This is a genomic window from Anoxybacillus sp. P3H1B, from assembly GCF_001560855.1.
Taxonomy (GTDB): domain Bacteria; phylum Bacillota; class Bacilli; order Bacillales; family Anoxybacillaceae; genus Anoxybacteroides; species Anoxybacteroides rupiense.
On record NZ_LPUG01000018.1, the window covers coordinates 33,803 to 49,277 of the forward strand.

A 15,475-nucleotide genomic window follows, 5' to 3' on the forward strand; every position below is an offset into this window, starting at 1 on the left:
TGAAAATCATTGCTTCTGCTTGCCCTAAGCGACTATGCGGATAACAAGCCAATCCGCCCATTTGAAGAAAATAAAACGAAGGCCAATCCGCAGACTTGCCTTCGTTTTACAAACGTGTGACGAGAGTTTGAGCCATGCCGCTTCCAGATCCGTTCATAAACCTACACCCGTCGATCCTTATTTCTTTGCTCTTCTCAGTTTAGCCAATCGTTTTTGTTGCTACCTGTGATTGGGAAGTAATTTTTGCCGGGACAGCCACTTCTCGATATTGGCATATGTTTTTTTCCACGTAACATAAATAATATCTCCATCGCTTTGGAGTAACTCAATCGTTCCCCATGATTCATGGTTTTTCAGTATGGATTCCGCACTTTCCTGTCTCAGATCGTTTTTTAATCCTTCCATAAATCCGCTTATCTCCTTTGGATCGCTGAGCACGATTTCTTTGAATCTTTCATCTCCCATCATAATAGTTACTTGACGGATTGGCGCCACTTCTTTTTCTCGCAAAATAAAATAGTAATTTTGCTTATATTCATTTGATTCAATGATCTGTTTATAAAAAGGCATGTATGGATCGGTAGGCACATCGTATACTCGAATGAGGCGATCCCCATTTTTCAAAACATATCCGATGACGACACGTTTAGTATCGGCAAACGGTGAAGGCAGTGTCGGCTTATTGGCAATGAGTTGTTCGTGAAAAATATATACATTTTGAATATTTTCTTTACTACTTAAAAATTGATTGGGCTGCTCTATCAATGAATGATTTTCCCTTTGCTGCGTATCTATGTCAAATCGAGACACGGAATCACCAAAGTATACCTTTTCAATATCGGCGAGCTTTGGCATTCGTTTTTCATATCCTGTCAGATCAAAATAAAGAACAGTGCCAACAAGCAGCATAGGCAGCAAAAAGTAGACATATCCTTTCCATTTATGAAAGACGCGCCATGTTTTCTCGATCACCATCTCCGCAACCAAAAATCCGATAATGGAGAAGACCATATAACCAAATAGAATCCAGCCGAAGCTGCCATTCATTACTTCTCTAAAGTATATCCCCCCAACAAGCATGAAGCAGAAAGGGACCCCAAATAAAAACACCGGACGCAATATCGGAAAAGCAAGCGCCTGATTGGCTGCTTCACTAGGGCGCTTCCTATACATCCATAACGCCATGACGATGCATAATCCTGTTAAAAAGAGGTAGCCTATCGCTTCTTGTAAGCTAAAATCTCGCATACTCAGCTCTATAAATCGAATAAATGGAACGATTTTCTCTATATTAGCATTTAAATAATAATCAGCAGCAAACCCGGCTAATACATATCTCATATTCGTTAATACGAGAACAAAAATTCCTGCTGGAAATAAAAATAAAATGTAGGCAAATATACCTTGAAGCACCGAAATTCCTGTCAGCATCCCGACAAAAACACTAACAGCAAACACAAACATTTCCATCAAAAATACTTCCGCTATCCATAGTACAATATCAGCCGATGCAATGCGATCAAGTGGCAACCAATAACATAAAACAGACACTACTAAAGCGGTAAAAACAAGTGGAACAAGCAGGATCATCCCGCCGAGCATCATATGTTGTGTAAATAATGATTCACGACGAAACGGTAAACTATGCATATAGTCAGCCGACTGTTTTACGTGCATATAGCGAAACAAAAAAATCCCTAACAAAACCGGAATCGTAAAAACGAGCATTCCCTGAAACGGCGCGGAAATATCAAATACATTTTTAAGACCTCTGAGATAATCTAATTGATTTTTGCCATTTGTATAGGCCATCATAATCGGAAGTGGAACGATTGCTAATAATAGAAGCAAATGGACAATCGCAATCCAGCCAATATTCCGAAAGTGCTGCAGCCAGATAGAACGGTTAAACCATAACGCTTTCGATAGCATACCCGACCCTCCCCATTTCATAAACAAAAATTTCTTCTAAAGTAAGCGGTAGTACATCAAAAATGACTGGCGCAAATCGCTGAATATACGCATCCACTTCTTCACGATTGCCTCGAACAATGCATAAAAGGACACTGCCTCGCTGCTCTTGATAAACGACTTGCAAACCGGTAAGAAAAGAAGAAGGAATACCGTCGCGAAAAGCAACTTGAATTTTATGAACATCTGCTTTTAAATCATCAATCTCCCTCTCCATAATCATTTCACCATTGTGCAAAATACCGACATGATCACAAAGATCTTCAACCTCTCTCAAGTTATGCGATGAAATGAAAACCGTCATATTCCGCTCCGCCACATCCTGTACAAGTAAGTTTTTCATCTTTTTTCTCATCACGGCATCCAACCCGTCAAAAGGTTCGTCAAGAATCAATACATCCGGCATAACGGAAAAGGCGAGCCAAAATGCTGCTTGGCGCTGCATTCCTTTCGACATGCGTTGAATTTTTTGCTGTACATCGATCGAAAACCATTCCTGTAGCTGCCAAAATCGTTCTTCATTCCAGCCAGGATAAACGTCTCTATAAAATTGTGCCATTTGCTGGATTGTAGCATGTGGAAAAAAATAGGGGTTATCAGGTAAAAAAAGCAGTTTCTTCTTTAGCTTAACATTTTCAAAAATCGGTTCTCCCTCAATAAAAATATCGCCGTCGTCCGGTTTATAAATGCCGGCAAGCATCTTTAACAACGTTGTTTTTCCGGCACCATTTGAACCGAGAAGTCCATAAATCGAGCCTTTTTGAACATGCAGACTTACATCTTTGACCGCTTCTACCTGTTCAAATCCTTTGCGGACATGATGAATTTCAATCATCGCGGATCTCCTCCTCCTGCTATTTGTTCCGCTTCATCTACTAGAGATAAAATGGCATCTTTCTTCATTCCAATATAGAACGCCTCACATAAAAGCTTCAGCAACTGCTGCTTAGCTGTCTCTAATTTTTCACGACTGACTTCTTCCGGCTGTGTAGCGACAAAATGGCCTTTTCCGGGAATGGAGTAAATATAGCCTTGATGCTCAAGTTCACGATACGCTTTTTGAATCGTGTTCGGATTAATCGTTAGCTCCTTCGCTAATAATCTGACAGACGGCAGCTGTTCGTTTGGGCCCCACACTTCATGAATAATGAATTCCTTTATTTTTTCAACTAATTGTTCATAAATTGGCTGACGACTGCGAATATCAAGTTCAAACATCTCCCCTCCTCCTTTCTCACGTCTGTACTAACTGTAATATATATCATAGTACAGTTGAGCTAAAAAAGCAACTTTTCTTAATAAAAAACTTTATTCATCAACTCATATCCCAAAATCAACGGATGTGATAGAATGTTAACAAATTATAAATCGAGCCTGCTTCACTTCATAAAAGCGGCTTGCTTCTTCTACCTTTCTCTCCTATCATCAGGAGGATATTTCCTGTGATATAAGAAAGATGTTTCATCATTCACTCCTCCATATGACCCTCATACGGTCATATAGGAACACTTAAATAATCGACATGCGGCACAAAACGAGCAGAAAGAATAGCAGAGAAGGATTTGCGGATGTTGAAAAACCGTGACTTGCCTCTGCCCGTAAAAAATAGGATTCTACCTTTGACGTCTCATCTTCTCATGGTATCTATAACCCGATATACATAAGCATATAAGTCGACTGAAAAAGATGAAAGGGGTGGGATTCTATTATGGAAGCATCCATCTGTATTTATATACATACAGCAAATGAAGCAAAGTTTTGGCTTTCTCATCCCTCTTCTGGAACGCTCTCCCCAGACCTTTCCTTTATATCAAAGACAATGATGAGTGCTTTGTCTACCAAAACGAATAGGCTACTGGTGGAATTCGGGAAAATGCAAGAGAAGTCAAACCGCTCATTTGTAAATAAGAGATTCAAAAATTCTTTGTTTACTAGGAAAGGCTATTTTCATTCCTTCTTCTTTTCGTATAATTATTATTGTTAGAGTTCATTAGTTAGGGGATCTAATAATGGGGACATATATCAACCAAAACCTTTTAAACAACTTATTCTACATTTTGTCCAGCATTTTTGTCTATTATTTCATTTATGATCACGGTAAGTTTTGGAAGGAAAATTCTCGCCAAAGCCAATGGCTTTTTATAGCTTGTACAGGCTTTTCCCTATTGTTATGTATGAAATTTCCCATTTACATTGCAGATAATTGCATCCACGATTTGCGGCAAATTCCTTTCTTAATTGGTACACTGTATGGGGGAGGAATTGCTGGCGGCGCATTGCTTTTTATTTTGCTGATTGTTCGGTCTATTTTTTATGGATTTCAATTTTTAACTGTCGTCGTTTATGTAACGATGTTTATCGTGGCAGCCCTTGTCTCTCCCGCTTTTCAGCGATTAAACCGGACGAGCAAGCTATATACTTCGGTCTGCCTGACCTTTTTTCTCGCTGTTTTGACAACGGGAATTGCGATAGCCATCTCTGATTTTCAAGTGACTCAATCTTATATTGTCGATTTTATTCTCATCCCTCCGTTCGGAATGTTGTTTGTTGTTTACATTATGGAAACATTGAAGGAAGCAATTATCATGCGGTCGAAGCTCATTAAAGTAGAAAAAATGGAAATCGTCAGCCAGCTTGCTGCAAGCATTTCCCACGAGGTGCGCAATCCATTGACTGTCGTGAAAGGCTTTATTCAATTAATGAAATCACAGTCTGTTCCAAAGGAGACTCAAGACGAATACATGCATATTGCTCTTGAGGAGATTCATCGGGCGGAGACGATTATTAATGATTACTTAACATTTGCCAAGCCATCGACCAATAAAACAGAACCATTAATGGTCGACCAGGAGCTATGCTATGTTATTCATATGCTTCAGCCGATCGCACAAATGAATGGAATCAAAATTGAAGAAAAGCTGCAGCCGGGGTCGATCATCGGCAATGCCCAGCACTTTCGACAATGTTTTCTTAATCTAATGAAAAATAGTATTGAAGCGATGCCGAACGGCGGTATACTCACTGTTTCATCAACGGTTCAAGAGAACGGGATTATTATTACCGTCCAAGATACAGGGATCGGCATGACCAAAGAACAAATCAGCCGTTTTGGTGAGCCTTATTTTAGTACAAAGGAAAAAGGAACGGGATTAGGATCCATGGTTGCAGTCAAATTAATTGAGACGATGAACGGAACGTGGCAGATTCAAAGTGAAGTCGGCCACGGAACATTGACCACCATCATGTTTCCTAAAGCTTGATCCGCGTGAATGGATAGATAACGTCAATAGCCTTTTGCTCCTGATTTAACAACTTAAAGATCGAACGGTATGTGTAAAAATCCATGTTCTGATAAGGTCAAAGCCAAAAAACGATACCAACTTCAAGCATCATCACCAATTCTCTTGCTGCTTCATATAGAATTTATATCGAAAAAACATCTTGAACAAAAAAAGAAACATAGGGAGCAACTAAACTCCCTATGCTTCATCTTTCTCCATATACACAGTTATACGAAGCAGTCGAATACATGCGCGCGGCTTCTTTGCTCACGTTTCCGTCCTTAAGCACGCAGATGCTATGAAATGCTTTTTTGCACCCTTTTAACTGAAAGCATCCCTACCGTGCCAATAATGCATAACGCCCCTACCATTTGCCATTCTCCAAAAGAAACATGCAAAAATACAAACGAGGCTGCCACAGCAGACAGCGGCTCTACGCTTGATAACAAGCTTGATTCTGTAGGCGATAAATGACGAATGCTTTCTACAAATAACAAAAAAGCAATCAATGTGCCAAAAACAACAACAAATAGAATTAAAAGCCATGTATCCATTCCAAAAATGATATTCGTCGAAAAAATAGACGGGAGAATAAGGCACATCGCCGCTCCTCCAATCATCATGCCCCAGCCCACGACGATCAGCGAATTCCATTTTTTCAATAGCAGCGCAGATGACAATGTATAAAATGCTAGAGCTACGCCAGAAAGCACTCCCCAAATCACGGAAACCAATGAGACGGTTAACTCATTGGCCACTCCATTCGTCATTAGCAAAAATGTGCCAGCAATTGCAAGCAAAATGGCTGCGCTCGTTGTTTTAGACGGCTTTTGTCGTTCTTTTATGATGGAATATAGCACAATATAAATCGGCGCCAAATATTGCAACAATGTCGCGGTAGCGGCATTACCTGTAGCAATCGAAGCAAAATACGTATACTGCACGCCAAGCATTCCGATTAGGCCAAACCATAATAATGGCTTGGCGCTGCTTCTTTCTTTCCAAATCGACAAAGGATGCAACTTTTTATATGCACTTATAGCAAGCAAAGCGATCCCTGACAGCAGCATCCTTACCGCAACAAGCCATTCCGTCGTTACTTGCTTTTCTTGAAACAATACTTGCGCCGCCGTTCCAGACAATCCCCAAAGCGCCGCACCTGATATAACCATTATTAATCCTTTGGCACGACTCGACACCATTTCTCTCCTCCTATGTCGTCCAGAACTACTTCTTTTCGTCGAGCACAGCAATCACTACTCCGGCAATGATCAAAGCACCGCCATACCAAAATGCTTCACTCAGCCGTTCATGTAAAAATAACCAGCCAAATAGGGAACCGACAAGCGGCTGGAAAAAGAAAAATAAGGAACCGACTCCCGCATCCATCATTTCCATTCCCTTATTCCAAAGGAAAAAGGCTCCTGCTGTAGACACCACACCAAGATACAGAACACCAAAAACGATAGGCGGATGAAGCAAAAAAACAGATTGTCTCACAAGCTCCCATACCATCATTGGAGTGGTGCAAATAAGTGCCACAAAAATCGCGTAAGTTGTGATAACTAACGTTGAAAGTCGAGCGGAAGCGATCTTTACTAACACTGACAGCAGCGCCCAAGTAAGCGCTGCTCCGACCAATATCACACTGCCCCAAATCGATGATTCTTTTCCACCGCTGAGGCCAATGACAACAATGACCCCAGCTGTCGCTAACACAAGAGCTGCGATTTTTCTTACAGTGATCGCTTCATGCAGCAGCCAGCGAGCAAATAAAACAATAAAAGCCGGGGTAGCGGATGTAATGAGCGCTCCCGTATGCGCATCCGACAGTTTTGTTCCAATAAATTGCAGGGAGATAGAAATAAAATAGCCGATGACGCCGATCCAGCCAATCCACTTCCAATCATTTGCTTTCACAGAAACTCGCTTTTTTTGCAGCTGTAAGACGCCAAACAAAACGGTAAAAGCGATCACATAGCGCAACCACACCAGTGTAAACGGCGGAACATAGTCGAGCACATATTTACTGACGACATACATTCCTCCCCAAATGCTTGATGCAACCGATAAATACAAAGCCCCCATCAATGTTTTTTTCATCGTTTATCAACCTCCGTCTTTCGTTAAAGATCATTCTCTGCACGCAAGACGGAGCATACCTATACGCCAGCTTGCCCCGTCTTAGAAGCAAGCGGCTGGCTGATCGTTTTCAAACAATGTTCTTTTCATTCCTCTTCCTCCTCTGCCAAATTTATATTTTGTTTCATTGTATCAAATTTTTCTTTCTTTTCCACACCTATTTTTCGCAAAGAATATATTCTCCTTTACCGGGAAAAACTAGTATCCTAAATTCTCTGATTTCCGAAAGAAGGTGGCCGATTGTGAACCATTATCCGTTAAGCATCGTACAGGTGTTATTTATTTTTCTGTTATCCGTCGGATTGATGGACCACGTGATCGTCATCCCACTTTTATTGGATGCCGCCCATCGCGATGCGTGGATTTCAGCCATCTTAACACTTGGACTGTTGCCTGTATGGATGGTCCTCTTGTATTTCATTATGAAACAGTCCAAACAAACCAATTTATTCATCTGGCTTAAAAACGAATTCTCTAGCGTGATCACATATATTGTGTCATTTTCCGGCACGTTATTATTAGTCATCATCAGTTATGTCACGTTAAAAGACACGGTTACATTCACAACAACAACGTATTTAACTTCAACACCAAGCTGGATCATTATCCTTTTATTAGTAGGACTTTGCTTTTACAACGCCTATCTAGGCATTGATTCCATCGCGAAAACATCCGGCATTGTTTTGCCGTTCGTCGTGATTTTTGGAGTTTTAGTCATGCTTTCTACGGTACCGCACAAAGACTATTCCTTGCTAAAGCCTATTATGGAAAACGGATGGGATCCGGTATTAAAGGGAATGATTTATACAGGGGCAGGCTATGCGGAAATTATCATGATCTTGTTTATGCAGCACCGTTTGCAGCCAAAATTTCCGTTTCTTGGACTTCTTTTTATTGGCATTTTCGCAGCCAGCTTAAGCATTGGCCCGACAATCGGCGCCATCATTGAATTTGGTCCAAGAAATGCAAGAGTATTACGTTATCCCGCCTTTGAGCAATGGCGGTTAGTGAACTTAGGAACCTATATTGAACATATTGATTTCCTTTCCATTTATCAATGGCTCTCAGGGGCATTTATTCGCATTTCATTTGCCACAGCCTTAATCCCTGAGTTGTTCGCGGTATCAAACAAACAAACACGGCGCTGGATTTTGATTTTTGTCTATGTGGTCATTTGTACTCTTTCACTTCTGCCTGTAAGTGATCCACAATTTTTATATGTATTAAATCACTTTATTTTACCATTCTCTTTATATTTCATGTTAAGCCTATCTGGCTTGCTCGGGATATTAGCATTCATTTCATACATAAAAACAAGGAGAGGATCATAATGCAAATTCCGTTACGAGCCGCACAATCCGCGCAAAAGAATAATGATCATAGCGGTAAAGAAACAATGTTGGTTACCGAAGAATCGCTTCGCTATTTTTACTCTAACTGTAAAGATGTGGCCATTCTGACATCTAAAATTCAACCAGCCAAAAGCAGCAGTGGATCGCTGACGCTTGTCTTTGTGTATTGTGAAGAATTATGCGATACACGGCAGCTTAGGCAAGTGATTTTTCCGATGTTTCGTGAAATGTGCCGCGACTATCCTTGTCAAACGGTAGAGGAAATCGAGGCTAACAAATTGATGCCTATGGAACTTCTTGGAAAAGAAGTAACGATTGATGATATGAACTATATTTTATTTAACGGTGATTTGCTCGTATATTTTCAAGAAGCGGACGTTTTATATTCGTTAACCCTGGCCAATCCGCCCAACCGAAACCCGGAAGAACCGAATACAGAAGTATCGATCAGAGGGGCAAAGGATGGATTTATCGAAGAAATTTCTAAAAACGTCGCGCTGATCCGCAAACGCGTCAAATCCCATCAACTATCTTATGAATTGTTTATTGTCGGGACAAGAAGCCAAACAAAAGTGGGGTTATTATATATTAAAGATATCGCCAATACGCAAATCATTGATGAAGCAAGAAGACGAATATTGAATCTCAATATTGATATTATGACAGGCACGAATCAGCTTGAAGAACTGCTTGGGGATCGCCGCTTTTCTTTATTTCCGACATTCAGTTACACCGGCAGAGCCGATTTTGCTGTCAGCTGTTTATTAAACGGACGCTTTGTCCTCCTTGTCGACGGTGCGCCCACAGCAGCGATCGGTCCGGCGAATTTAACCTTTTTATTAAATACATCAGAGGATAACAATACCGCTTTTATCTTTGTTTTTTTCCAACGGATATTACGGCTGCTAGGGATTTCTTTAGCGATTTATCTGCCGGGATTTTGGGTTTGCTTAACGGCATTCCATCCTTATGAGCTGCCGTTTACCATGCTTGCTACAGTCGTTCTTTCCCGACAGGGCGTTCCTCTTCCAGTTACATTGGAAATGTTTCTCATGCTTGGGTTGTTCGAAATTTTTAAGGAAGCCGGGATGCGGCTGCCGATTGCGATCGGGCAAACCTTATCTGTCGTTGGCGGGCTCATTATCGGGCAAGCGGCGATCGACGCTGGACTGGCCGCTCCCCCTACACTTGTCGTAACAGCGATTTCCGTCGTCGCTACATTTACGCTTGTCAACCAAAACTTATCCGGTGTCGTCACGTTGTTGCGGTTTATCGTTCTTGTTTTTTCGGCGTTCTTCGGCTTATTCGGATTTATCGTTTCTCTCTTTTTGTTATTAACCTATGTAGCCAATATTACAACATTTGGAATCCCTTATTTAACACCGCTCTCGCCTCCTACACGCGATATTTTAAAAGTATTGACGACCATTGTTTGGAAAAGATTTAGAAATAGAGCGGAAGTAGTGTATCCAAAGGATAATACATCAAAAGGGGAGAACAACTAATGCTAAAACGTGCCATCCCCTTGCTGCTTTCTCTTACATTATTAACCGGATGCTGGGGAACAAAGGACATTGACCACGTTGTCTATGTGCATGCGATGGGAGTGGATTATAAAGACCATAAATTTATCGTCTATGTGCAATTCATCAATTTTACCGGGCTCGCTAAAACGAATGCTGGCGGCGGACAGCAAAGAGTAGACACAGCAGTAGGAAAAGCAACAGGAGAAACCTTTAATATTGTTACGGATAATATTTATCCTTCCATTCAACAAATGGTATCATGGGGACAAATCAAAGGAATTGTCTTTACGGAGCGTGCTTTAAAGGCAAAGCCTGTTAAGGATGTTTTAGATTTGATTGATCGATATAATGAAATTCGCCATACATTATGGGTGTATGCAACAAAAGAACCATTAGACAAGCTTTTTTCTACCGTTCCATTATTGCAAGCATCTGTTTATTTCTCCTTGCTCGGCAATCCGGAGGATATTTTCCAGCAAAGCTCTTTTATCCGGCCCATTCGTTTAAACCGCTTCGAATCCGATCTAAACGAACCGGGAAAAACCGCAAGAGTTCCTTATTTGGGAATTTCGGAAAAAACATGGGAAGAAAACCATCAAAAAAAGCCGATGCTTACCTTATCCGGCATCTGCTTTATGCGCCAGCACGAGGTGCAAAAATGCTTTAACCGGTCTAAAATTATGGGAATCCGCTGGGTAGAAGAAAAGATCTCTCGAACGCCCATTTATATAAAAAAAGGCAAAAGAGTCGTCGCCTCTGTTGTTGTACTTGGGCCAAAAGCAAAAATCGCTTACAAAATGAACAAAGGCACACCGGAATTTACCGTTGAACTCAAAGTACAAGGAAGCATTATTGAAGTATTACAGCCATTAACCGAAAAAGAGCTTATTGACCTTGCTCAAAAAACGATTGAAAAAGAGATCAAAGATTTATACGAGCTCGGACGAAAATATGATATTGACATGTTAAATTTGTCCGAGATATTGTATCGGGAAAACCCTGCTGCATGGAAAAGAATAACGGTAGACAAAGCCTTGCCATTAAAGAAAGATACATTAAAAGATGTTAAAGTCAAGCTATCCATCAGTACATCAGGAGAACGGAAGTTTACCAAATAGCCTGAAATAGCATTTTTGAATCCCTCTTCCTCTTGAACATCTCTTAAACAATGGGCCGCCTTTGCCGCATGAATGACGGCTAAATCAAACATACGTTCTTATGCCTAGCCACTGCTCTTTAGAATCATTCATTCCATCTGTGAAATGCGTTTATACAGATCGTTCCCATCAAGCTCAACATGAGATATATTTTGCTAATAAATAAAGAGGCGATTAATTCGCCTCTTTAAAATAATCTTTATAAAATCCTCCTACTTGGCCCGTGTTATCAACAATAAAGTAAAATTCTTCCGTTTCATTTTTTACGTCATACGTCTTTCCCTCAGTTAACACACGATTCACAACATATTTTTCTGCATTTGTATGTACACATGTTACTTTTTTGATCGTTGGGCGATTTAGCCATGTCTGATGAATCATTTCGTATTGCTCTCCTTTATTATAGGGTCATTGTTAGTTCTATTTTAAGCATTTTTTTCTTGTGAATCAACACGTTTGGCAGCATATTTTTGATACAGACCATATAAAACGGAAGCCTTGTACGCTTCTACCTTCTTCTGTCCGATCGGGTGGCGGCGAATGCCGATATCCTTTAATTGTTGAACAAGCCAGCCTTTTGAACCAAAATGGGCCATAAAAACTTCTCCTTTCCTTTTCCGCAACTTTTCCTATACTATATGTTCACCGCACATAGGATAGAACAAAAAATGCGGAGAAGCTGTTTACGCTTCTCCGCATTTTTTGTTGTTCACAGCAAGGCAACAGAAGTGGTTTTCCGAAGCAAAGATCGGCTGCACTCCCCTTTTTGTTAAACCGATGAGGCGCGATCTTTGTTTTTCCCTTTTAAGAAAAACGATAAAATCAACGCTAAAAAAGCAAGTCCTGTTGCTACTATGAATGCATCGTTAATTCCTTCAACAGCTGAACGTTGCTGCACCATTCCGTACAACAGTTGAGTGACGGCTTCATCACTTGGGATGAAATGCTTCAATTGAGCAACTAGGTCTGCTATCGTCGGATTATTCAGTGTCATTTCATTTCGATAGCTTTCAGCGTGAAACTTGGAGCGATTCGACATAACCGTCACAAGAAAAGCAGTTCCCAAGGAAGAAGCGACTTGGCGCAGCGTATTCGCTGTTGCCGTTCCATGGCTATACAAATGACGCGGCAGCACATTCAATCCTGCCGTCATAATTGGCATCGATAGCATGGACATGCCAAACATCCGGAAAATGTACAGCCATAAAATATGCGAATAGGGTGTGTCCATCGTCAATCGGCTAAATTCCCATGTTGTAACAACTGTAATAACAAGCCCAACAATTGCTAGCCATCTAGCGCCAATTCGGTCAAAGATGGCTCCGGAAATCGGCGACATAATCGCCATGACAATGGCTCCCGGCAGTAAAAGCAAACCGGAGTCCAACGGAGTAAAACCGCGAAGATTTTGCAAATAAACCGGAAGCAGCACCATTGCGGCAAATAAAGCCATATTAATGACACAGCCAATGACAGTTGTTAAGGTGAAAATATTATATTTAAATACCCGTAAATTCAAAATAGGATGCTCCACTGTAAAGCAGCGCCATATAAACAGAACCAAGAAGATAGCACCAATGACAATGGAAACGGCTACCTCTGTATTCCCCCAGCCATTGCTTCCTGCTTCACTAAAACCGTACAGCACTCCCCCAAAGCCGAGAGTGGAATAAATAGCTCCTCGAACATCCAACGTTGGATTGGCTGTTTTCGGCGTATTTTTCAGCCACATAAACGCTAAAATAATATCCACTATAGCAATTGGCAGAACAATATCGAACAACAGACGCCATGAATAATGCTCGACAATCCATCCTGATAACGTCGGGCCGACCGCTGGGGCAAACATCATTGCAATTCCCACGGTTCCCATTGCCATTCCCCGTTTTTCAGGAGGGAAAATATTCAGCATAATGACCATCATGAGCTGCATAATGATTCCCGCGCCAACCGCTTGAATTAAGCGTCCAGTTAAAATCACGCCAAAGGAAGGCGCCAAGGAGCAAACGAAGGCGCCAAGCGCAAAAAAGGCCATTCCTGAGAGAAACAGCTTTTTAGTTGGAAATTTCGCGATTAGAAATGGGCTGATCGGAATCAGGACGCCGTTAACTAGCATATATCCGGTAACAAGCCATTGGATTGTCGATGTTTCTACATTAAAATCATTCATCATGTGCGGCAATGCCACATTGATTAATGTTTGATTTAAAATGGCAACGAAGGCGCCAAGCATGATGGTGACGACTACTTTCCCGCGGCTGCCTAACTCTTCTTGATGAGCTGAAGCAGAAGGAGGCTGCTGCTGTTCTTCTGCCCCCATCGCCGGAGCTACAGCAACGTCCGTTTCATCGCTAACTACACGGGTAGCGACGTTCCGTTTTCTCTTTACTGCATAGTTCAATGCAGCTAGTACGAAAACAGAAAAAACAATATAGGCTATGAAAAAGCTAGACATGCTTGATCACCTACTTATGAATGCGAACGGTGACATTCATGCCCGGCACTAGTCCCGCTCCGCTGTAGTTATCAATGGAAATCGTAACAGGGACAACTTGTGTCACTTTTGTATAGTTTCCTGTATTATTGGAGCTTGGAAGCAAGCTGAATGTGTTTGCTGTCGCATAGCCAAGCTTTTGAACCGTTCCTGTAAATTTCCGATCTGGATAAGCATCAACGTAAATATCAACGTCTTGACCAACCTTTACATCCTCTATATCGGTTTCATTGATGTTCGCAGTAACCCATAAGTCATCTAAATCATATCCCCGTGCCAACGCTGTCCCGGCAGCCACAAAAGAATTCGCTACAGCACTTTGCTGAACAATCGTAACATTTTGCGGCGCTGTCACAGAGATTGTATGCTCTCCGTCGGATACTTCCCCAACCTTATCATCTTTGCGAAAGTTTTTTCCGATATCGGCAGACCAATTTGTCAGCTTTCCTGAAACGGGAGACGCAATCACAATTTGCTGCCCGTCAACGTGAGCGTTATCTGTTTTAATATAGTTCGTCGCTTCGTTTACATAATAATAAGCCGCAAAGCCGCCGGCTACAAGTAAAATAAGAACAATGATATTCAATGTAATGAGACGTCTTGTATTCACTCGTTTATTCCTCCCCTAGCAAAATGTCTCGAATAGTGCCATGAAGCGATATGAGATGTTCTAACTCTTCCTTACTGATTACATCTGTCAAGCGTTTTAACTGTCGAAACAGTGCCGAATCCTCGTCATTGAACGCTTCTTTAAGCTTTTTTCGGCCTTTATCGGTTAAGTATAGGGTTACAGCGCGTCTGTCTTCTTTAGATGTTTCGCGCATTACCAAATCCGCACTGACTAATCGGTCCACTGTCCCGCTGACCGTGCTATTGCTCATATTTAACTTCTCCGCCAGATCATTTAAACGGACGTTCTCTTGTTTAAACAGCGTGTAAAGAATAATGAGCTGCAGCTCTGTGATCCCCACTCGCGTTGCATCCTCGCGAACCAGACGATACAACGCTTTTTGAATCCGAAAAACGGAATACATCAAGTCACGCCCTAATGGATTCATTGATTCCCTCCTTTCATTTCAATTTAAATAATTTCAATACGAATTATTCTCATACGAAAATTGATTATAGCATATTTTTATTAAAAATCAACTATCTTGTCTTTATCATTCCAGAGATTAGTATGTCCTTTATCAAACAAGCAAAACTACTGTTATCGTAATAAGATCTCATTCAGACAAATAAAAATTTTGTCAAAAAAGATAAAAATTTACCTATATCAATATAACAAAAAGCCGACCTCTGAAAGAGATCGGCTTTTGTATGATCGAATAAAGATGCCGCGATTTGCCGTTTTCTGAATGGAGTTTCTCAACCACACTCCACTAGGTGGGTGTTCGCAGAAACGTTCTTGTCGTCCTCCGCATCCGATTATCGAGGCATGACATTCCCGTTTCGATATGGAACTCCCTCTTTACAGTCATCGGTTGAAACTTCATTCTGTCACGTACAACGCAGCAGGTGATTATTATCATACATAATCTTTTGCTACTTT

At 41.2% G+C, this 15,475-nt stretch carries 14 protein-coding genes and 1 other RNA gene; 4 read left to right on the top strand and 11 right to left on the bottom strand.

Going from position 1 to position 15,475, the window contains the following annotated elements; genetic code table 11:
* Positions 1-219: 219 nt before the first annotated feature.
* From AT864_RS11375 to AT864_RS11385, 3 genes are read right to left on the bottom strand one after another with little or no spacing between them, the layout of a single operon-like run.
* Positions 220-1,932 (bottom strand): DUF6449 domain-containing protein, encoded by a 1,713-nt coding sequence (locus AT864_RS11375; protein WP_066149032.1) that lies wholly within the window; start codon positions 1,930-1,932, stop codon positions 220-222.
* On the bottom strand, positions 1,907-2,806 hold the full coding sequence (locus AT864_RS11380) for an ABC transporter ATP-binding protein (protein ID WP_044741630.1): 900 nt from the start codon (positions 2,804-2,806) through the stop codon (positions 1,907-1,909). The genes AT864_RS11375 and AT864_RS11380 overlap by 26 nt, the downstream gene beginning before the upstream one ends.
* The gene (locus AT864_RS11385; RefSeq protein ID WP_044741631.1) at positions 2,803-3,189 is read right to left on the bottom strand and encodes a GntR family transcriptional regulator; all 387 of its coding nucleotides are present in this window, start codon (positions 3,187-3,189) and stop codon (positions 2,803-2,805) included. Before AT864_RS11385 ends, AT864_RS11380 begins: the two co-directional genes overlap by 4 nt.
* Before the next feature lie 791 nt (positions 3,190-3,980).
* Between AT864_RS11385 and AT864_RS11390 the strand changes: the two genes are divergently transcribed.
* Positions 3,981-5,231, top strand: coding sequence for a HAMP domain-containing sensor histidine kinase (locus tag AT864_RS11390; protein ID WP_044741632.1), 1,251 nt, complete (start codon positions 3,981-3,983; stop codon positions 5,229-5,231).
* Between the two features lie 317 nt (positions 5,232-5,548).
* Here AT864_RS11390 and AT864_RS11395 read toward each other — a convergent pair whose 3' ends face one another.
* Together AT864_RS11395 and AT864_RS11400 are read right to left on the bottom strand one after the other, a co-directional pair.
* Positions 5,549-6,454, bottom strand: coding sequence for a DMT family transporter (locus tag AT864_RS11395; protein ID WP_066149033.1), 906 nt, complete (start codon positions 6,452-6,454; stop codon positions 5,549-5,551).
* Between the two features lie 25 nt (positions 6,455-6,479).
* Positions 6,480-7,355 carry a DMT family transporter gene (locus AT864_RS11400; protein WP_066149034.1) on the bottom strand — a complete coding sequence of 292 codons (876 nt, stop codon included), beginning with the start codon at positions 7,353-7,355 and terminating at the stop codon, positions 6,480-6,482.
* Between the two features lie 281 nt (positions 7,356-7,636).
* Here AT864_RS11400 and AT864_RS11405 point away from each other — a divergent pair, with 281 nt between their 5' ends.
* From AT864_RS11405 to AT864_RS11415, 3 genes are read left to right on the top strand one after another with little or no spacing between them, the layout of a single operon-like run.
* Entirely contained in the window at positions 7,637-8,725 is a 1,089-nt protein-coding gene (locus tag AT864_RS11405) for an endospore germination permease (RefSeq protein WP_066149035.1), read from the top strand.
* Entirely contained in the window at positions 8,725-10,251 is a 1,527-nt protein-coding gene (locus tag AT864_RS11410) for a spore germination protein (protein WP_066149036.1), read from the top strand. The genes AT864_RS11405 and AT864_RS11410 overlap by 1 nt, the downstream gene beginning before the upstream one ends.
* On the top strand, positions 10,251-11,390 hold the full coding sequence (locus tag AT864_RS11415; RefSeq protein ID WP_066149037.1) for a Ger(x)C family spore germination protein: 1,140 nt from the start codon (positions 10,251-10,253) through the stop codon (positions 11,388-11,390). Before AT864_RS11410 ends, AT864_RS11415 begins: the two co-directional genes overlap by 1 nt.
* 213 nt (positions 11,391-11,603) lie before the next feature.
* On the opposite strand, the gene AT864_RS11420 is transcribed toward AT864_RS11415, so the two are convergent.
* From AT864_RS11420 to ssrS, 6 genes are all read right to left on the bottom strand, one after another.
* On the bottom strand, positions 11,604-11,810 hold the full coding sequence (locus AT864_RS11420; RefSeq protein ID WP_066149038.1) for a DUF6501 family protein: 207 nt from the start codon (positions 11,808-11,810) through the stop codon (positions 11,604-11,606).
* 44 nt (positions 11,811-11,854) lie between these two features.
* On the bottom strand, positions 11,855-12,025 hold the full coding sequence (locus tag AT864_RS17605) for a DUF2639 domain-containing protein (protein ID WP_082741684.1): 171 nt from the start codon (positions 12,023-12,025) through the stop codon (positions 11,855-11,857).
* Positions 12,026-12,198: 173 nt separating this feature from the next.
* The gene (locus AT864_RS11425; RefSeq protein WP_369815544.1) at positions 12,199-13,749 is read right to left on the bottom strand and encodes a DHA2 family efflux MFS transporter permease subunit; all 1,551 of its coding nucleotides are present in this window, start codon (positions 13,747-13,749) and stop codon (positions 12,199-12,201) included.
* 145 nt (positions 13,750-13,894) lie between these two features.
* Positions 13,895-14,533, bottom strand: coding sequence for an HlyD family secretion protein (locus AT864_RS11430; RefSeq protein WP_044741643.1), 639 nt, complete (start codon positions 14,531-14,533; stop codon positions 13,895-13,897).
* Positions 14,534-14,537: 4 nt separating this feature from the next.
* Complete coding sequence (locus AT864_RS11435; protein WP_066149040.1) at positions 14,538-14,981, bottom strand: MarR family winged helix-turn-helix transcriptional regulator; 444 nt, start codon at positions 14,979-14,981, stop codon at positions 14,538-14,540.
* A gap of 272 nt (positions 14,982-15,253) precedes the next feature.
* A non-coding RNA gene (gene ssrS / locus AT864_RS11440) (6S RNA) lies at positions 15,254-15,444 on the bottom strand.
* Between the last annotated feature and the right edge of the window lie 31 nt (positions 15,445-15,475).